Raw genomic sequence first — 17,907 nt, 5'->3', positions numbered from 1 at the left:
TTTCACTATTGAGTGTTCGAAGTGTCGCGATATTATTCATTCACTCAGATTGTGCTATTGCTCTCATAATTTAGGATAAAAAACTTGTTTTTTGAGAAAAATGAACCATGCTTTAAATGTAAAGCAACATGACTGCTTCAGAAGGAGGGATGTGAGGTTTTACACACAATTTGGATGGATTCAAACCCTACGGTAAGTCCTCGTTTTATGTCCGGGATGCATCAATAGACATCGCCGATTCGCACACTCACGATTGAGTAACGAGGTAGAGGCGCACGCACATGTGCGCCTTCTTAATTTCTGCGTTATAACTTTCATCACCATAACTTTCATCGCCACCTGCCACTATTTTTCTCTTGAACATTTTCTTGCAGTCAGTAATGTCTTGGTTCGATGTCAACCAACTAGAGCAGTGCATGCGCTTTTATCTTCGACTCTTACTTTCTTTATGTTGTTGTTCGGTAACGTTTCCGGCACTTTCAACGCCGAGCTGGTGGCAAGACACGTTGTCAGCAATGCCATATTCCAATCTAAAAGAACGTATAGAAAAAAGTGGAAGCTGGTATGGTTGCGAAGTGCAGTTGCGAGACAACTCAACGTTTATCAGCGCATTTTGTTTGGATGATTTTTCGTACTACCAGCAGCACTTGTATGGTGAAGTGATTTTGAGAAGAGAAAGTGCTCAGTTCTCGTTTCTTACTGAATACGAGTGGCAGCGTCTGAATGACTTACTTCTCAACTTAAGAAAGGATGGGTTAGTTTTACGCAGAGTTACTATCGGACAAGAACACTATGATGTCGTTGAAGCTCTGGAAAAGAAATCTTCCGAGCTTGTCGATAAAGAAGTTATTTTGTTGATGAACCGCTATCCACAAGAAACGATTCGAAGTTTGCTTTGGGTAAAACCGGACGAGTTTCTGACGCCATCACCGTCCTTAAATGTGCAATTGCGCAGTGATGGCGAAATTATCGAGGTCAAAGTGACTCGTTTTTAGATTCTTTATGGAGAGATAGGAAGGTCGCCATTGCAGATTCGTCCAAAAAACCATCCGATTTTTTGTGAGCGCGCAGGTATTGATAGCCTGCGATTAGCTTGCGGTGTAGCTCTTCTGCATCGTCTGACAACGGCTGATTCATAACGTGTTGAAAGGCAAGTTTGTACGCATCCATATCCACGACTTCAGCACGGCGATATAGATAACCACATCCCGTTGCTAACCATTCGAGAGAGCAATTGGCGCGCATTGCAATTTGATTTGCTTTGGTTAGGCTAGGTTCACTGCCTTTAAGGTATTTGCGTATTAAAGCTTCAGACACATCGACGCGTCGAGCGAACCCGCTGATGCTTTCTTCTCCGATCAGGGTGGCTAGGCGTTGGGCAAAAGACATATTTCGTACTCCAGTTCGAATTGCGAAAGTTTACCCGTTGAGCCGGTACGAAAACAAGACTACGATGAATGCAGATCAATTGAAGGAGAAAACCCATGGTTGCAAAAGTAGTAACTGCACCAAAAGGCCCAGAGTTCTCAGAGCTGGTTCAAGGATATTGGCGTGCAGTTGAGTGGGGAATGACGGCTCAAGAGCGTTTGTCATTCCTCAAGCAACACATTGAGTTAGGCATTACGACAGTCGATCACGCCGACATCTACGGTAATTACGAGTGTGAGGCGTTGTTTGGTGAAGCGCTAGCTTTAGACAAGAGTGTTCGTGAGCAAATTCAGATCGTGACGAAATGCGACATCAATTTGTGTGGCGATAAAACGCCAGAGCGTAAGATCAATCACTACGACACGAGCTCAGCACATATCTACCAATCGGTGAATAACTCGCTAGAACGTTTGAATGTGGATGAAATCGACGTACTTTTAATTCATCGTCCTGACGTGTTAATGGATGCAGACGAGGTTGCAGAAGCATTTTCTGAGCTTCATAAAGTCGGCAAAGTGAAGCACTTTGGCGTGTCTAACTTCACTCCACGCCAGTTTGAACTGCTGCAATCTCGCTTAGGTAAGCCGTTGGTTACTAACCAAGTGGAAATCAACCCACTTAACTTTGAGGTTGCTCACGATGGAACGCTTGATCAAATGCAAATGTTGCGCACGCGACCAATGGCTTGGTCTTGCCTCGGTGGTGGTTCAATTTTTAGTGGTGACAGTGAGCAAGCTGTTCGTGTCCGTAACGAATTAGAAGCAATTCGTGAAGAAGTGGGCGCAGCGAGTATTGACCAAGTAATTTATGCCTGGGTACGTCGTTTGCCATCTAACCCTATTCCAATCATTGGCTCTGGTAAAATCGAGCGTGTGCAAACTGCAGTTAATGCATTGAACATCGAACTTACTCGAGAGCAATGGTATCGCGTATGGGTGGCTTCTAAAGGTCATGGTGTGCCATAGAATTGATATCTTATCGATGAAATTATTATTAAAGGCATCCTCTAGTAGGGTGCCTTTTTAGTTTTAGCGCGTTACTGTTTACCCATTATGGAAATGGAAAGAATGAAATTCGAGCAAAAATGGGCTTTGGATGTTAGCTGCAACTTTTTGCTTACTTTGGGTGGAGGAGTTTTACCCATGTTTGTTTTATGTCACTAAACAGCGAATGTGATGCTTGCTTTTTAGTCATTTTGTTCACTCATTCATTCATATTGCGTATGCTTATCGAATAATAAAGAAATAAAAAACTCGTCAGTTTTCTCGTATTACATGCTGTAACAATCTGTTAGACTCCGGCGCAGATTGTGGAATATAAAAAGGTGATTGAATGTCTTTTCCCGTACTCATCTGTGATGATTCAGCGTTAGCACGCAAACAGATGGCGAGATCACTACCAGCCACATTGAATGCCGATATTACGTTTGCTATCCACGGAAAAAACGCGCTAGAAGAACTCGAAAAAAACGAGTTTAAATTGATGTTTCTTGATTTGACCATGCCAGAAATGGATGGCTTTGAAACACTAGAGCACATGCAACGGTTGGGGGATAAAACTCCGGTGGTTGTGGTGTCGGGGGATATCCAACCTAAAGCGAAAGAGCGCGTGTTCGCACTGGGTGCAAAAGCGTTTATTCAAAAACCGATCGCCAAAGATGAACTCAAGAAGGCGCTTAAAGAGTTGGTCGAGCCAGAACCTCGTCCTCAAATTATCACGCCTGTCTCTATTGAGTTACCGATTTTACGTCGTCGCGATATTTACATGGAAGTGGCTAACGTTTCAATTGGTCGAGCAGCCGATGCGTTGGCGCGTCACTTTGATGTGTTTGTGCAACTACCTTTGCCGAACGTCAATATCTTTGAAGTGAGCGAACTTCACATGGCCCTACGCGACTTGGCGTCGCATGACAACGTATCGGGTGTTTGTCAGGGATTTTGTGGCGAAGGTATTGCTGGCGAAGCGCTAGTGATCTTGAGTGACTCAAGCGTATCTGATCTCAAAAAGTTGATGAAAGTACCAGCAGACAGCGAAGAGTTAGAAGAGCTTGAGCTGCTAATGGATATTTCTAATATTTTGGTGGGGTCGTTCTTAAATGGTTTAGGCGAGCAGTCTGAAGTCCGATTCTTCCAAAGTCCACCAGTACTCCTTGGTCAGCATATCTCAATTGACTCGATCATTGAATCTACAACTGGAGCATTCAGCCGCACGATGACATTCGAAGTGAGCTACAACATTGAAGGGACGTCGATTCGTTGTGACTTGTTGTTTATGTTTGTGGATGAATCCTTGCCGCTGCTTGATAACAAACTGTCTTATCTAATGGAGGAGTTCTAATGTTGAATATGCCAGCAGAGTTTGAACAATTCCATTGGATGGTGGATATGGTACAAAACGTCGACATGGGCTTAGTGGTCATTGATCGAGATTACAATGTACAGGTCTGGAATGGGTTTATGACTCATCACAGTGGTTTGCAGTCTCATGATGCGATAGGTCGTTCTATATTTGATATCTTCCCTGAAATCCCACAGGAGTGGTTTAAATTAAAAACAAAACCAGTGTATGACCTAGGCTGTCGCAGCTTCATCACATGGCGACAACGACCTTACTTATTTTGCTGTCGCAATGTTCGACCAGTCACGCAGCAAGCGGAGTTTATGTACCAGAATGTTACGTTGAACCCAATGCGCACACCGACTGGAAAAATCAACTCGTTGTTTTTGTCTATACAAGACGCGACGGCTGAAGCTCTGATGTCTCAGAATCAATAGCGATAAAAAACTTTCTCAAAAGCCAAGGTCCGCCTTGGCTTTTTTGTATACTTATAATTGTGTTTCCCAATGCGTAGAACGTGAATATGGACTTTAATCTCGCCCTAAAACTCTACACCGCAGAGCAAGTAAAAAACGGTGAAACGCTGGCTGCGCAAATGGCTGGTGTTTCTATGTATAGCTTAATGCAACGCGCTGGTATGGCCGTGTATGAGCGCTTTTTACATCTGTATCCTAAATCAAAAAATATCTTAGTGATTTGCGGTAAAGGGAATAACGGTGGCGATGGTTACGTATTTGCATCTCTTGCGAAACAAGCTCAACTCAATGTACATGTTTTCCAAATTGGTGATGTATCTGCGCTAAAAGGTGATGCTTTGCGCGCATACCAAGATTGGCAGTCAATCGACGGTGTTAACAATGATTGGGATGAATGGAATACCGCATTGCTAGAGGCGGATGTGATCATTGATGCCATGTTAGGTACTGGTTTAAGCGGTGAGGTTCGTTCGGAGTATCGTCGCTATATTGACCAAATTAATCAAATTCATACCCCTGTGATTGCAGTCGACGTTCCTTCTGGTCTGTGTGCTAATACAGGTGCAGTTTTAGGTGATGCTATTCGTGCCGAGCATACTGTAACCTTTATTGGGGTTAAGCAAGGCTTATGCACTGGACAAGCGAGAGATCGAGTTGGCGAGCTCTACTTTTGTGGTTTAGGCGTCAATACTAAGTTTGATACTATCGAAGTAGAAAGTGCATTAGGTATTGATCATCAGGTTGTTTCAAGATTAATGCCCAAGCCAAATCCAACGGTCCATAAAGGTGACAACGGGAAGTTGCTTTGTGTTGGTGGCAATCAAGGGATGTCTGGGGCGATTCGTTTATGTTCCTCCGCTGCGATTAGAGCCGGAGCGGGTTTAACTGCCGCAATTACTCACACGAGTAGCCTTATTCCACTGCAGGTTGGTTGCCCAGAAGTAATGAGCCAGAGCATCACCACTGACTTGCTCAGGGATACTGAGAACGACTTAACTAAACGCATACGCTGGGCTGACGTATTAGTGTTTGGTCCTGGCTTTGGAGATGATGAGTGGGCTTATCAAGCCTATCAATATCTGGCTCAAGAGCAGAAACCTAAAGTTGTTGATGCTGATGGCCTCAATATTCTAGCGATGCTGAGCCAGCGATGCGATGGCACTCTAGTGTGCGACAACCATCGAGTGATCACGCCGCATCCTGGAGAGGCAGCTCGACTACTAAATGTAACCATTCAACAAATAGAAAGTGACCGATACTCTGCTGCAAGACAACTGCAAGAGCGTTATGGCGGTGTAGTGGTTTTAAAAGGCGCGGGGACGCTTATTTACGATGGAACGAGAATGTACGTCTGTCTAGCGGGTAACGCCGGAATGGCGACGGGGGGAATGGGAGATGTGTTATCTGGAGTCATTGGTGCATTACTAGCCAAAGGTTTACCAATTTCTGTTGCCGCACGTTTAGGTGTGGTACTTCACAGTCATGCTGCTGATATAAACGTGAGTCAGAATGGTCAAATTGGTCTTTTGGCAAGTGATGTCGTTAGCACTCTTCGTACCGCTATCACCCAAGAGCTCTATCGAAATTAATTAGATTTCATGCATTGCTGAGAAAATTGGTCGATTTTTTTGAGTACTTTTTTACGAATTAGCAGGGCATCTTAGTATTAGGTGATTGAGTTTTAGGCAGATTTGAGAGGTGATGCGTTTTAATTTTTAAGATATGACGCAAAGGTTTGCGCAATGGGTTAACTTAAGTGTTTTCTCAAGTTGTTGATAGTTATAAATAATAAGAGGTTTTGGTAACTTGGGGAGCGTTTTTGATATGCGATTTTCAAGATGGTATCACAAAAAAAATTCAAATATCAGACTTGTAGGAAATAAATCACAGCCTATAATGCTGAAAACCGGAGCGTCTGCCAACGCTCCGGTTTTTTTGTGTCCGAAGAACAGTGAACTCGTCTGCCAACGAAGTCACTACGCACTCTGAAATGACACATATACATATGAATCAAGGAATTACACAATGCGTATCGAACAAGAACTTAAGTTAGGTTTTAAAGATGTACTGTTTCGCCCGAAACGTTCTACCCTTAAGAGCCGTTCTCAAGTAAATTTAACCCGCGATTTTACATTCAAGCATAGTGGTCGTCAATGGTCTGGTGTGCCAGTAATCGCAGCAAACATGGATTCGGTTGGTAGCTTTGCAATGGCTAAAGCGCTGGCTGAGCATGGTGTAATGACCGCTGTTCACAAACATTACACGGTAGAAGATTGGGCTGAGTTTGCTAAATCAGCAGATAAAGTAACCATGAATAACGTTATGGTGTCTACGGGAACATCTGATGCAGACTTCCAAAAAACCAAAGACATCATGGCACTTTCAGATGAATTTATTTTCATTTGTATCGACATTGCAAATGGTTACTCAGAGCATTTGGTCGAGTATGTTGAACGCGTGCGAGCAGAGTTCCCAGACAAGGTCATTTCTGCAGGCAACGTGGTTACTGGTGATATGTGTGAAGAGCTAATCCTAGCTGGTGCAGACATCGTTAAAGTGGGTATCGGCCCAGGCTCTGTATGTACAACTCGTGTAAAAACGGGTGTTGGTTACCCGCAGCTTTCTGCAATCATCGAGTGTGGTGATGCAGCGCACGGCCTTGGTGGCATGATCGTCGGTGACGGTGGCTGTTCTTGTGCGGGTGACGTAGCGAAAGCATTCGGTGGTGGCGCGGATTTCGTAATGCTAGGTGGGATGCTAGCGGGTCACGAAGAGTCAGGCGGCGAAGTGATCGAGAAAGACGGCGAGAAGTTCATGAAATTCTATGGCATGTCGTCGAAGAGCGCGATGGACAAGCACTCAGGTGGTGTCGCTGGCTACCGTGCGGCCGAAGGTAAAACCGTATTATTGCCATACCGTGGTAGTGTTCACGGCACTATTCAAGACATCCTTGGCGGCGTTCGCTCAACATGTACATACGTAGGTGCAGCAAAGCTTAAAGAGCTAACCAAGCGTACTACATTCATCCGCGTTCAAGAACAAGAGAACAACGTGTTCGGTAAAGAGTAAATCGACTGAATGTAAAAAGTGTAAAAGCAACCATATATTGATACTTGGTGCAACCATAATTTGATATTGCCTCTTCATAAGTCTATTGCTTTTTATGTTTATGACATTTTTGAAGAGGCAGTTTTATGTCTGCTTTACCTTCCCCTTCTACAGCCAGCCTGCTTTAACTTGAAACTGCGTTTGACACTCCTGCTCGAAACTAAACTAAATCACGTGAAAAACATACACCGTTACGTCAGTGCTAAGATGGGAAAAAGAGTCACGGTAGAATCATTTTAGAATGTGCCGCTTGTTATCATTTTGATTTCGAGCTTAGCATCGTTCGTTTTTGCTCCTAGCCGATACGGCTTTCATACTGCTTCAATAGCAAAACCCATACCTATGTTCCAGACTTTCTAGTATCAGTTTGATACCGGTGAATATACGCTGTATAAAGTAAAATCCGATATGGAGAGTTCAAAATCGGCATTTCAATGTGAATGGGAAGCAAAAGTACAAGGCGCGTTTGCGTTAGGTTTGGATCTAGAACTGGTTACAGAGGAAGAAATACTGGATGAGGTTATCTCTAGCAACCTTAAACTTTTGCATCGATATTCCTCAAGAGATAACCGAACCACTTTCATCAAACTCTCCTTACGATGTTAAAACTGAATGGTACCCAAACAGCGAAAAGTTTAGGACATCACCTCTGTCTAAATGGAAGAAAAATATTTCCATTCCTGTGTGATTTGCTCTCTCGAAGCCTACTGAAAACAAGCTTAGAGACCTCACCTCCTCTCGAATCTGAATTGGGTTGTTATGCCTAAGAAATCGTTCTCGAGTTTTCATCGGAAGTCGGCACTTCAGCAAGAAAAGCCTGAGCCAAATGAGAGGGTGTCGATACCAGCGATGTTGATGAAGAAACATATCGAGATATATCTGCATTTCCTGACAATATAGCCACTCAAATTACTTTTCGTCTAAGCATTCTTCGTTATTTAGCACTGTAAGTGCGAAAAATCATTCCAAAGACTATTGAACCACATCGTGTTGTACTACAACGGTTATATGACAGGATTATTCCAAGTGCAATATCAATACACCGGTGGTTGGTTTTCAGAGTATCTGATCATATAGATCCAAGGAATAAAGATAAGGGTAATAGTAAAGTCTAGAACTAACATTCGTTGATGCTTTGATGAAACAAGCTGTAGAAAAAGTTATCTTTGGGCGAAAAGCGCGTATCAGAAGGGCCTACAAGCGCGTGCGAAGGCAATTACGTCAGCATAATCTGAACAATGGAACGAAGTACAAATACCCAACTTATGAATCCCTTCGGAAACGGGTTAAAAAGAAGGCCCCTTTCGAATTACTGACCGCGGAGAAGGGGGAGCGAGTCGTGAAAATAGAGTTTCGTCGGATGGGGAAAAAGATGTTGAGTTTTTACGTCTTTGAGAGGGTAGAAATAGATCATACGGTGGTGGAACGCTTTGTTGTACATGAAGAGCATTGCAAGTCATTGGGCCGGCCTTGGCTTACTCAATTAGTTGATTGTTACAGCAAAGTTGTTATTGGTTTTTACCTAGGGTTTGAACCACCTTGTAATTAGGTGGTTAAGTAAATCTCGATGTTTGCTCAGTAACTCATTAGATAAATAACCTAAGTCCGTGACTTCCATACCTACAGTTAAGATTGATTCCAATATTTCGACTGCAACTGAAGTTGAACCGCTCTTGACCAATTTAACTAACACATAATTAATATTGCTGACGGTGCGATTATGCTCAGGTGAAACATTGAGAAGTTGTTTTCTTACCAAAAGCTCTATGGTTCGAAAAAAGTGGGAACGAAAGTATGGTTACCACAGGCCTTCATCGTCGGAGACCGCTATGTATCGCGTAAAACAACTACTAGGCGCTTCACTCACGCTTCGAAATTACAACGCACAAGTTGGGGAGGCATACGCCATTATCAAAGCACTCAACACGCATACTTGAAAGAGGTTTTTGGTTATATCGATGCGACAACGTTAATAGACATGATGATTACTCCTGTTCTTACTGGTTGCACCATTAGTTTGGTACAACGGTGCTAGAAGGGAGGTGCGAAGATCACATCAAAGCTACTAAGTGCATTAAGATAGAGTTGAGACTTGAACTATCTACATATGAGATCAAATCGCAGAATTCAGCATTGGAAAGGTTCGACCGATTTTGTCAACACGCTGTCCGTTACTTCTACTCATACTAAGTGCGCCATTAGTTTGGCGCAACGAAGCTAGATAGGAGATACGTTCATCACATCAAATCCCCCTGTATTCTTCAAGCTATTTTAGCCTGAGGAATACATTTCAAGTGAAGCTTATTGAGGCGCTTTCATCGCTTCAGATTGCTCGCCCGTCATCACGAAGTGCAACTCACCACCCGGTTTGAACTCGGAATGGTCGAAGAAGAAACCGTTATCCAACGCTTTGCCATTGATGGTGACAGACTTGATGTACATGTTGTCATCGGCGTTGTTCTCTGTGGTGATGGTGAACGTGCCGCCTTTCACCGGAATCACGGCTTTGTCGAATAGCGGACGACCCACAGTGTAAATAGGTTCTGCTGCGTTCACTTGGTAGAAGCCTAATGCAGACATCACATACCAAGCGGACATTGCGCCCACGTCTTCGTTACCAATGACGCCTTCTGGCGCAGCGAAATACATGTCATCCAGAATGTGGTCGACGACTTGTTGTGTCTTCCAAGGTTCTGCCGTCCAGTTGTATAGGTAAGGTACGTGGTGATCAGGCTCGTTACCCATCACGAACTGACCGATGTAACCCGACATGTCGTGTGATTGGCTCGTATCGGCGTTGGAGTCCGCATTAAACAGCGCATTCAAGTTAGCGAGGAATGCCGCTTTGCCTTGTTCGGTTACGTTTTCAGGAAGAGAGAAGTCAGTACGGTCGATGTGCTCGCCGCCCATCACGTTAGCCAGACCGTTCAAGTTGTGCGGTGCAAACCATGTCCATTGCCATGTATTGCCTTCGGTGAAGTCTTCACCACGGTGCTCGGCGCGGTAAGGCCAGAACACGTCACTTTCGTTGAGTGCTTTGCGGTCTTTACAGGCGTTGTAGTCCATACCGTCTGGGATAGACAGCGCCATGTTCTCGTCCAAACATTCTGCTTTCAGGTTGTTTGCCCAAACCTTGCTGCCGCTGTTCATGTAAGCCGGACGCATAAAGCCCGTCGCACCCAATGCGTTGCCTTTGGTGTCTTGCAGTTTGCCGTATTGCTCTGGGTTGTAATCGAAGTAGTTCTTGAACGATTCTGAGCGTGCCATGTAGCGGTCGTACTGTTGGTCGTTGCCCGCAAGTTTAGCGATCTGAGCGATACACCAGTCGTAGTATGCGTTCTCAAGACCGTAAGACACAGACTCGTTCACAAGCTCGTCGTATTTATCGACTTTTAAGCCTTCAACATAACCCGGTTTGTCACCAGAGTCCGGTGCCCATTTAGTGTTAGCTGGAATAAAGCCAACGTCTTCTTGGTAGTCGTTATGACGTGTCATGACCGTGAAGCGTTTGTCACCGTTCCAAGCGTCTTGGTAAGGCACCCAGCTCTCTGTTTTATCAAGGTTGAAGTTGACTGTTTCGTCAGCGGCTTTCAGTGCCAAATCAAACTCAGCTGCGGTAAAGGCTTCTGGGTGTTTGACCATGATATCGGCAATAACCGAGACCGCAGGATGACCGACCATTTCACCGGTGTAATCCGAGTGCAGTTCCCATTTTGGTAGTACGCCGCCCGTTTGATATTTGTTCAATAGATCGCGTGCGTGTTCAATCGCGCGGTCTTTATCGATGATGGTTTTCAGTGGGTGCGCGGCGCGGAAGGTATCCCACATTGAGTACACTGAGTAGTTCACTAAGCCATCTTCTGCTTGGTGCACTTTGCCATCCATGCCACGGTATTTGCCATCCACGTCTTGGTATAGGAATGGAGCTACAAACGTACGGTAGAGCGAGGTGTAGAACATGGTTTTGTCGGCTTTGTTGCCGCCTTCTAGTTCAAACTCGCCAAGGATGTTTTCCCAAGCCACGCGGTTTTGTTGTACGACGTTGTCGAAGTCCCAGCCGTTAGTGTCTGCTTCTAGGTTTTTCAGTGCGCCGTCAACGCCAGTGCCAGAAATCGCTACTTTGACCACCAATGGCTCATCGCTCTTGCCAAAGTTCAAATGCGTTAGGACATCGTTTGCGCGTTTTGCCAAACGTTCTAGATCAGGTTCTGGTTCGCCCGGCATTGGTTTGTGCTCTGCGTAGCCGCGGTAATCTTCCAAGCCGACTTCAGTCGCGTCAGTTGGAGTCAGTTTGCTTTCAGAAGCCAGCTTGGTGTACAGGTTTTCTTCGATGATTGGATCAGAGAATTCTGCTGCGAAGAACACGGTTTGCCATTGACCCCATTCGTTTGAGGTACGCGCGCCTACGACTGTGGTATCGTTAACGCGTTTGTAGTAGATGCTGCGAGAGTGGTTGCCGTATTGCTCCAACAGTTCGTGTTGCAGGTCGATACGTACTTTGCGGTCTTCACCCGGTTTGAAGGTGTAACGTTGGAACGCCACGCGGTCGGTTGCCGACAGTTCAGCTTTTACGCCAGTTTCTACAAGGTCAACCGAGTAGTAACCAACCTCTGCCACTTCCGAGCTTTTATCTATGGTCACGGCATCGGTATTGAAGCCTGTATATGGCAAGAAAGCGAAGTCGTTTAGGTCGCCTTTACCTGCGCCGGAAATGTGGGTCATTGAGAAGCCAGAAAGCAGGCTGTGCACAGGATCGTATTCGACAGGTGAACCTTTGCCATTCCAACCGTTTGGATCGAAGTTATCTGGTGATGGCTGAATCATACCTTCTGGCATAACTGGAGACGGGTTAACGTTGCCAAGACCTTTAGTGCCGATCAAGGTATCAACGAATTCCAAAGTAGGGGTAGAGATAACCGGAGTTTCTGGATCAGAGTCGCTGCCACAACCAGCAAGACCAAGCATGGCGGTTAACACTGCGGTAGAGAGTAGGGTTCTTTTTAGTTTCATTGTTTTTATTCCACGAGAAAAGGGGACACGAGGTCCCCTCAAAATCATTATTCGCCTAGGTTGGCTTGCATTGCTTCAGGCTTGTCAGCTGTCATCACGAAGTGCAGTTCGCCGCCTGCTTTGAATTCGCTGTGCTGGAAGGTGTTGTAAACATCCAGTGGCTTACCGTTGATGGTCACTTCTTTGATGTACATGTTGTCTGGACCGTTGTTCTCAGCCGTTACCGTGAAGGTGCCAGAGCCAATGTCTACCGTCGCTTTGTCGAAGATTGGACGACCGATGCTGTAGGTTGGATCGGTTGGCGAGATTTGGTAGAAGCCCAGTGCTGACATCAAGTACCACGCCGACATTTGACCTACGTCTTCGTTACCGATGATGCCGTCTGGCGTCGGTTTGTAGAACTGGTCGTAAACTTGGTCTAGGTATTCCTGCGCCTTGTAAGACTCTTCAGTACGGTTGTACAAGTAGATGACGTGGTGCGAAGGTTCGTTACCGTGAATGTACTGACCGATGTAGCCTGTCATGTCTTGGTGCGCTTCGCCGCCATTTGGATCGGCAGTAAATAGGTTATTCAGCTTCTCGTTCAAACCTTGCGTGCCGCCCATGATTTCAGTCAGTTTGTCCAAGTCTTGCATGAACGCCCATTGCCACTGCCACGCGTTACCTTCTGTGTAGTAGAACGCGTCAGACTTGTATGGGTCGAAGTCAGTTGAAGCGTATTTCAGTGCACATGGGTCGCCTTCTTTCAGCTCTGTTGGTACGAAGAAGCCCGTGCCGTCTGCGTTACCTGCTTTTGCATCCCAGTGTTTCAAAGAGTTGTAAGAACGAGCTTTGAGCTCTTCATACGCGTCCATATCGCCAGCAGCTTTTGCCATTTCTGCGATCGTCCAATCGTAGAAGGAGAATTCCAACGAGTACGACACTGAGTTCCAGTTCGGGTAACGAACACACTGTTCTTTCTCGTGGTAGTTCAACTGACCTGCCATAAGTGAGCTTAGGATGTCGTCATGAATCTGTGGGTATTCATGCGGTGTGTAACGTGCTGATTTTACTGACGCGGTGTAAGCTTGCTCAGCATCAATCAAGCCTTTGGTCACCGCATCGCCTAGAATTGCTGCCGATGGGTAGCCGATCATGGTGCCAGTTTCTGAGCCGTGACCTTCCCACTTCGGCAGTAAACCAAACTCGTCGTTGGATTTACGAATCAAGTCTTTCACGTATAGCGTTGCTTGATCTGGGTCGATGATGGTCCACATTGGATGAACCGCGCGGAACGTATCCCACGTTGAGTAAATCGAGTAGTTTGGTGTGTCGCCATCTTTCAGTGTGCGCACCGTGCCAAGCATATCCACGTATTGACCATCCACATCGTAGAACTCGATTGGCGCGATCATCATGTGGTACATGCCAGTGTAGAAGTTGGTTTTCTCTGCGTCAGTGCCGCCTTCAACTTTGATTTTCGCTAGCTTCTCAGCCCACGCGTCTTCCGCGTCTTCTTTCACTTGTGCTAGGTCGAAACTTGGTGCTTCCGCTTCTAAGTTTTTCTGTGCGCCTTGCCAGTTAACAGGAGAGATACCCACGCGGATTTCAATTGGTTCTTCGCCTGTGCCGAAGTTTAGGTAAGCCGTCAGATCATCGCCTGAGTAAACCGCGCCATTGCGCATTTCGCGCGTTGGTTCTAGATCTTGTTCGCCTAACAGTGCCTTGGCGATTGGTTGGTTGAATTTAGCGTAGAAGAAGATGTCTTGACCTTGGTGGTCTTGCCCTTGGAACCAGCCTGTTGATGTTTTACGACCGCGAATGGTGTATTCGTCCACCACTTCTACTTTGTTCTTCAAAGACTTGCCGTTGTTGTTCATTAGGGTATGACCTAAATCGAACTTCACGTTACGGTCAGCGCCATCAGCAAAGGTGTATTTGTGCAAACCAACGCGTTTGGTTGCGCTCAGTTCTACTTCGATTTGACCTTGGTTTAGCTTGGTTTTGTAGTAGCCTGCGCTTGCTTCTTCATTGGCTTTGTCGAAAGAGTTTAGCTGTGTGTTCGCCATGTCTGCGTATGGCAGAACCAAGATGTCGCCTAAGTCTGTTGCGCCTGTACCTGAAAGGTGAGTATGGGAGAAGCCGTACAGCGGAACGTCAGTGTTAACTACTTCGCCAGTTTCGTAGTTGGATGAATCCCAGTAGCCAGATGCCGAGTGCCAAGGGTTAAGCCCTGACTCGTGATCAGTGTTAGAGCCGATGAAAGTATCTGGAGACAGTTGAACCATACCTGCCGGTACCGTCGCGCCCGGGAACGTATGACCTGAAGCTGCTGTGCCGATCATTGGATCGACGTATTTCAATACCGCAAGATCAACAATTGGATCGCCCGGTAGTGAAGAGGAAGAATCGTTGTCACTGTTACAGCCAGCCAAGCCACCCGTCAGACCAACCAGGATAGCCAAAGAGATAAGATTACGTTTAAACATGTGCATACCGTTTTGTCGTTATTCGTATATAAAAAGTGTTTATAAGAGACTGTTTATAAAGAACTGCTTATAAAATTTTCTTGTAGGGATAGCCGGGAGATGCGCTCTCCCGGCTGAGTTGTCACTATTGGGATTAACGAGAACCTGCTGGCATCTCGTCTTCATGCAAGAACTCACCGATGCCTTGTGCTGGTGGAAGATCTTGCTCTAGAGAGCCCCAACGTTGATTTGGTTTGTCGCCCATCACGAACTCCAACTCACCGCCGTACATGATTTCGTCATGAGTCAGGTAAGTGCGGTTGAAGTCTTTGCCGTTGTAGCGAGCCGATTGAATGAAGATGTTTTCGCGGCTAACGTTTTTCGCGGTAACCGTGAACTTCTGGTTGTTGCAGACATCGATAGACGCGCTTTCAAACAGCGGAGTACCGATTTCGTAGATGCCAGAAGAAGCGTTCACAGGGTAGAAGCCAAGTGCACGGAACACGAACCACGCAGAGAGCGTACCGAAGTCGTCGTTACCACAAATGCCATCAGCGGTGTTCTTGTAGCAAATGTTGGTCGCTGCGGCGATGGCTGCCTGACCTTTCCAAGGTTGACCCACGTAGTTGTACAAGTAAGGAACGTGGATATCTGGTTCGTTACCTTGAACGTGCTGACCAACGTTACCTGTGTTGAACACTGGGAATTGGTTGTCGCCTGCGTTGCGGTCTGGGTAGGTTGACCAGTACTCATCCAAGCGCGCTGCGAACAAGTCACCGCGTTCTGCTTCAGGATTTTGTGTCTTGTCGAAGCGTGTCATCAGGTCAATCAAGCCGTGAATGTCGTGCTGAACACTGAACGAGTATTGCCAGCCGTTCGACTCAGAGAATGCCCAGTTGAACATGTCTGGACGCCAGTCTTTACCAACCGCGCGACCGGTGATTGGGTCTACCCAACCTGCATCGATAAACTCGCCATCGTAGTCACGGGCTTTGAACCAACCTTGGTATTGCTTACCGCCGAAGTCGAATTGCGCTTGCCAGTTTTTAGAACGGTTAGCGAACTCGGTGTAGCGTGGATCTTCTTCACCGAAGACTTCCTTGATCGATTGTGCGATTGCCCAGTCGTTCATTGAATATTCAAGCGAGTAAGATGCTGTCCAAGAGTCTTTAAACGGTGAGTGACCGCCGTAAGAATCTGGTGGAGTGTCGTGCAATTGCGCTGGCACGTAACCTTGTTCTTCGTACTCTTTGATCCATGCTACGCCTTGGCTCGTTGCGGCGCGCGCGTCTGTGATCATCGCTTCAACTAAACGTTCTTTAACGTCTTTGCGCTCTGCTTCTGTGAAGCCAAGATCGATCATGCGTTTTTCTAGTGAGCCTTTCGATAACACATCATGAATCACAGGCGTTGAGTGCATGCCCATCATCATGCCAGTTTCGTTGCCTTTGAATGTCCACTCAGGCAGGCGACCTTTGCGCACGTTGCCTTTGTCATCCACCCATTCTTCTTCGGCGTAAGACAACATAGACAGCACCACGTCGGCTAGGCGGTCAGGTTCAAGAATCGAAGACAGGGGTTGAACTGCGCGGTAGGTATCCCATAACGAGAAAGTGTCGTAGCGCGTGAAGTCTGCTTTGCCATCTTTGTTAGCATCGGCTGTGCGGATCGACTCTTTCAGCGTATCAATCTTATCGCCCCAAGGTGTGTTGCCATCTGGGTAAGCGTTACGACCTTGGTTAACTTGGCGGTAGCGACCATCTAAGTCAGAGTGAATGGTTTGACCTAGATACGAGTGGTACATCGCGGTGTAGAACGTCTGTTTGTAATCTTCGTCGCCAGAGACTTGGATCTTGCCGAGTTCGTCTTCCCATTTCTTCGTTGCCGCTTCACGTACTTGGTCGAAGTTCATGCCAGCAACTTCTGTCATGTTAAGAGAAGCACCTGACTTGCCGTTCTCGCCGATCTCAACGTTTGATAGCGCCAATTTCGCTTCAACCGTTAAGCCGTCTTTGGATGTGTCGAACTCAACGTAAGCGCGTGCGTATTGATACTTGCCACGTGTTTCGTTACCGATTTCCGTAATGCCTTCTGGCACGTCCATGTAACGACCTTGCTCTTTATCGTAGTAAGCAAAGCGAACGTTTTTGATTGGTTGGTCGAATTCCATCACGAAGAATTCTTTTTGGCTTGGTGCCCAGCCGTCAGAGAAACGGTGACCTTCAAGACGGTTATTGTCTTTGTCCCATTTCAAGTAAGAATCAGAGGTGTAGTCCCAGTTAATTTTGAAGCCAGTGTTCACGATGATTTCTGACTTCTCATCACGAGGGAAGGTGTAACGGTGTACACCAACGCGATCTGACGCCGTCAACTCAGCTTTGATGTCGTAATCCAATAGATCGACTTTGTAGTAGCCTGCCGTCGCTTGCTCGTCACGATGTTGGAAGCGAGACGCTTCTAGGTTTAGCGTTGCCGAACCTTCATCAATCATGTAATCCGAACGCGAGTTGATTGGCATGACGAAAATGTCCTTCAAGTCGCCAGCACCTGCTCCGGAAAGGTGGGTATGAGAGAAACCGGAAGTACGTGCGTCGTGGTAGTAGTAGCCTGAAATGTATTCCCAGCCGTTAGAACCGTTGTTTGGAGAAAGCTGCACCATGCCGTGTGGTGTGGTTGCACCAGGGTAGGTGTTGCCTAGGTTACCTGTGCCGATGAATGGGTTGACGTAGCGTGTTACGTCCATATCGGCGAAATCTACCGGAATGTGAACGCCCATGTCGATTTCAGGTGTTTCTGGGTTTGGCTTGTCATCGCAGTCGCCATCGCCAACTGGAGGACATACTGGCTTGCCGCCGTCAGGAATATCCGGCAGTGCAGGGTTGGTGTCACCGCCTTCATAAATGTTGGTTGTGTCGTCGTTACAGCCAGTCAGACCGACTAGACCACTGAGAACTGCGCAAGCGAGTAGGGAAGGTTTGAATTTCATTTTTAAGCCTTGTAAATTGTAGGGTTATGTAATTAAAAAAATCAGGGGTATTACTAAAACTTAAAAACTTGAAATAGAGCCCTTTGGGGGAAAGGGCTCTTAGGGGGAGGAGCTT

Annotated in this window: 11 protein-coding genes and 1 pseudogene; 8 read left to right on the top strand and 4 right to left on the bottom strand. The window is 46.3% G+C overall.

All coding sequences use genetic code 11. The features are described 5' to 3' along the window. Positions 1-380 precede the first annotated feature (380 nt). Positions 381-995 carry a hypothetical protein gene (locus J4N40_RS20055; protein ID WP_005373472.1) on the top strand — a complete coding sequence of 205 codons (615 nt, stop codon included), beginning with the start codon at positions 381-383 and terminating at the stop codon, positions 993-995. Here the strand turns inward: J4N40_RS20055 and J4N40_RS20050 are convergent. Beyond that, entirely contained in the window at positions 976-1,389 is a 414-nt protein-coding gene (locus J4N40_RS20050; protein ID WP_005387686.1) for a helix-turn-helix domain-containing protein, read from the bottom strand. The two genes, J4N40_RS20055 and J4N40_RS20050, sit on opposite strands and share 20 nt — an antisense overlap. Positions 1,390-1,484: 95 nt before the next feature. Here J4N40_RS20050 and J4N40_RS20045 point away from each other — a divergent pair, with 95 nt between their 5' ends. The 7 genes and pseudogenes from J4N40_RS20045 to J4N40_RS20015 form a co-directional block, all read left to right on the top strand. Continuing rightward, positions 1,485-2,393 carry an aldo/keto reductase gene (locus J4N40_RS20045; RefSeq protein WP_005387688.1) on the top strand — a complete coding sequence of 303 codons (909 nt, stop codon included), beginning with the start codon at positions 1,485-1,487 and terminating at the stop codon, positions 2,391-2,393. A gap of 367 nt (positions 2,394-2,760) precedes the next feature. Further along, complete coding sequence (locus tag J4N40_RS20040) at positions 2,761-3,765, top strand: response regulator (RefSeq protein ID WP_005373466.1); 1,005 nt, start codon at positions 2,761-2,763, stop codon at positions 3,763-3,765. Then, positions 3,765-4,202 carry a PAS domain-containing protein gene (locus J4N40_RS20035; RefSeq protein WP_005373463.1) on the top strand — a complete coding sequence of 146 codons (438 nt, stop codon included), beginning with the start codon at positions 3,765-3,767 and terminating at the stop codon, positions 4,200-4,202. The genes J4N40_RS20040 and J4N40_RS20035 overlap by 1 nt, the downstream gene beginning before the upstream one ends. A gap of 86 nt (positions 4,203-4,288) precedes the next feature. After that, positions 4,289-5,830, top strand: a complete 1,542-nt coding sequence (locus J4N40_RS20030) for an NAD(P)H-hydrate dehydratase (protein WP_115386550.1) — start codon at positions 4,289-4,291, stop codon at positions 5,828-5,830. A 436-nt stretch (positions 5,831-6,266) separates the two neighbouring features. Beyond that, positions 6,267-7,310: a GMP reductase gene (locus J4N40_RS20025; protein WP_005373458.1), complete on the top strand. Its 1,044-nt coding sequence runs from the start codon at positions 6,267-6,269 to the stop codon at positions 7,308-7,310. A gap of 1,177 nt (positions 7,311-8,487) precedes the next feature. Further along, a complete protein-coding gene (locus tag J4N40_RS20020; RefSeq protein WP_225452424.1) occupies positions 8,488-8,898 on the top strand; it encodes a TnsB C-terminal domain-containing protein in 411 nt (136 codons plus the stop codon). Positions 8,899-9,105: 207 nt separating this feature from the next. Beyond that, positions 9,106-9,286, top strand: a pseudogene (locus J4N40_RS20015) (IS5/IS1182 family transposase); the annotation flags it as partial. Between the two features lie 364 nt (positions 9,287-9,650). On the opposite strand, the gene J4N40_RS20010 reads toward J4N40_RS20015, so the two are convergent. The 3 genes from J4N40_RS20010 to J4N40_RS20000 all read right to left on the bottom strand — a co-directional run bounded on the left by J4N40_RS20010 (position 9,651) and on the right by J4N40_RS20000 (position 17,792). Further along, entirely contained in the window at positions 9,651-12,359 is a 2,709-nt protein-coding gene (locus J4N40_RS20010; protein WP_250654686.1) for a GH92 family glycosyl hydrolase, read from the bottom strand. A gap of 47 nt (positions 12,360-12,406) precedes the next feature. Further along, the gene (locus J4N40_RS20005) at positions 12,407-14,827 is read right to left on the bottom strand and encodes a GH92 family glycosyl hydrolase (protein WP_171346237.1); all 2,421 of its coding nucleotides are present in this window, start codon (positions 14,825-14,827) and stop codon (positions 12,407-12,409) included. Between the two features lie 133 nt (positions 14,828-14,960). Then, entirely contained in the window at positions 14,961-17,792 is a 2,832-nt protein-coding gene (locus J4N40_RS20000) for a GH92 family glycosyl hydrolase (protein WP_250654685.1), read from the bottom strand. Positions 17,793-17,907: the final 115 nt, after the last annotated feature.

The organism is Vibrio sp. SCSIO 43097, assembly GCF_023650755.1.
Classification (GTDB): domain Bacteria; phylum Pseudomonadota; class Gammaproteobacteria; order Enterobacterales; family Vibrionaceae; genus Vibrio; species Vibrio alginolyticus.
This window is presented reverse-complemented; position numbering and strand designations above follow the sequence as displayed.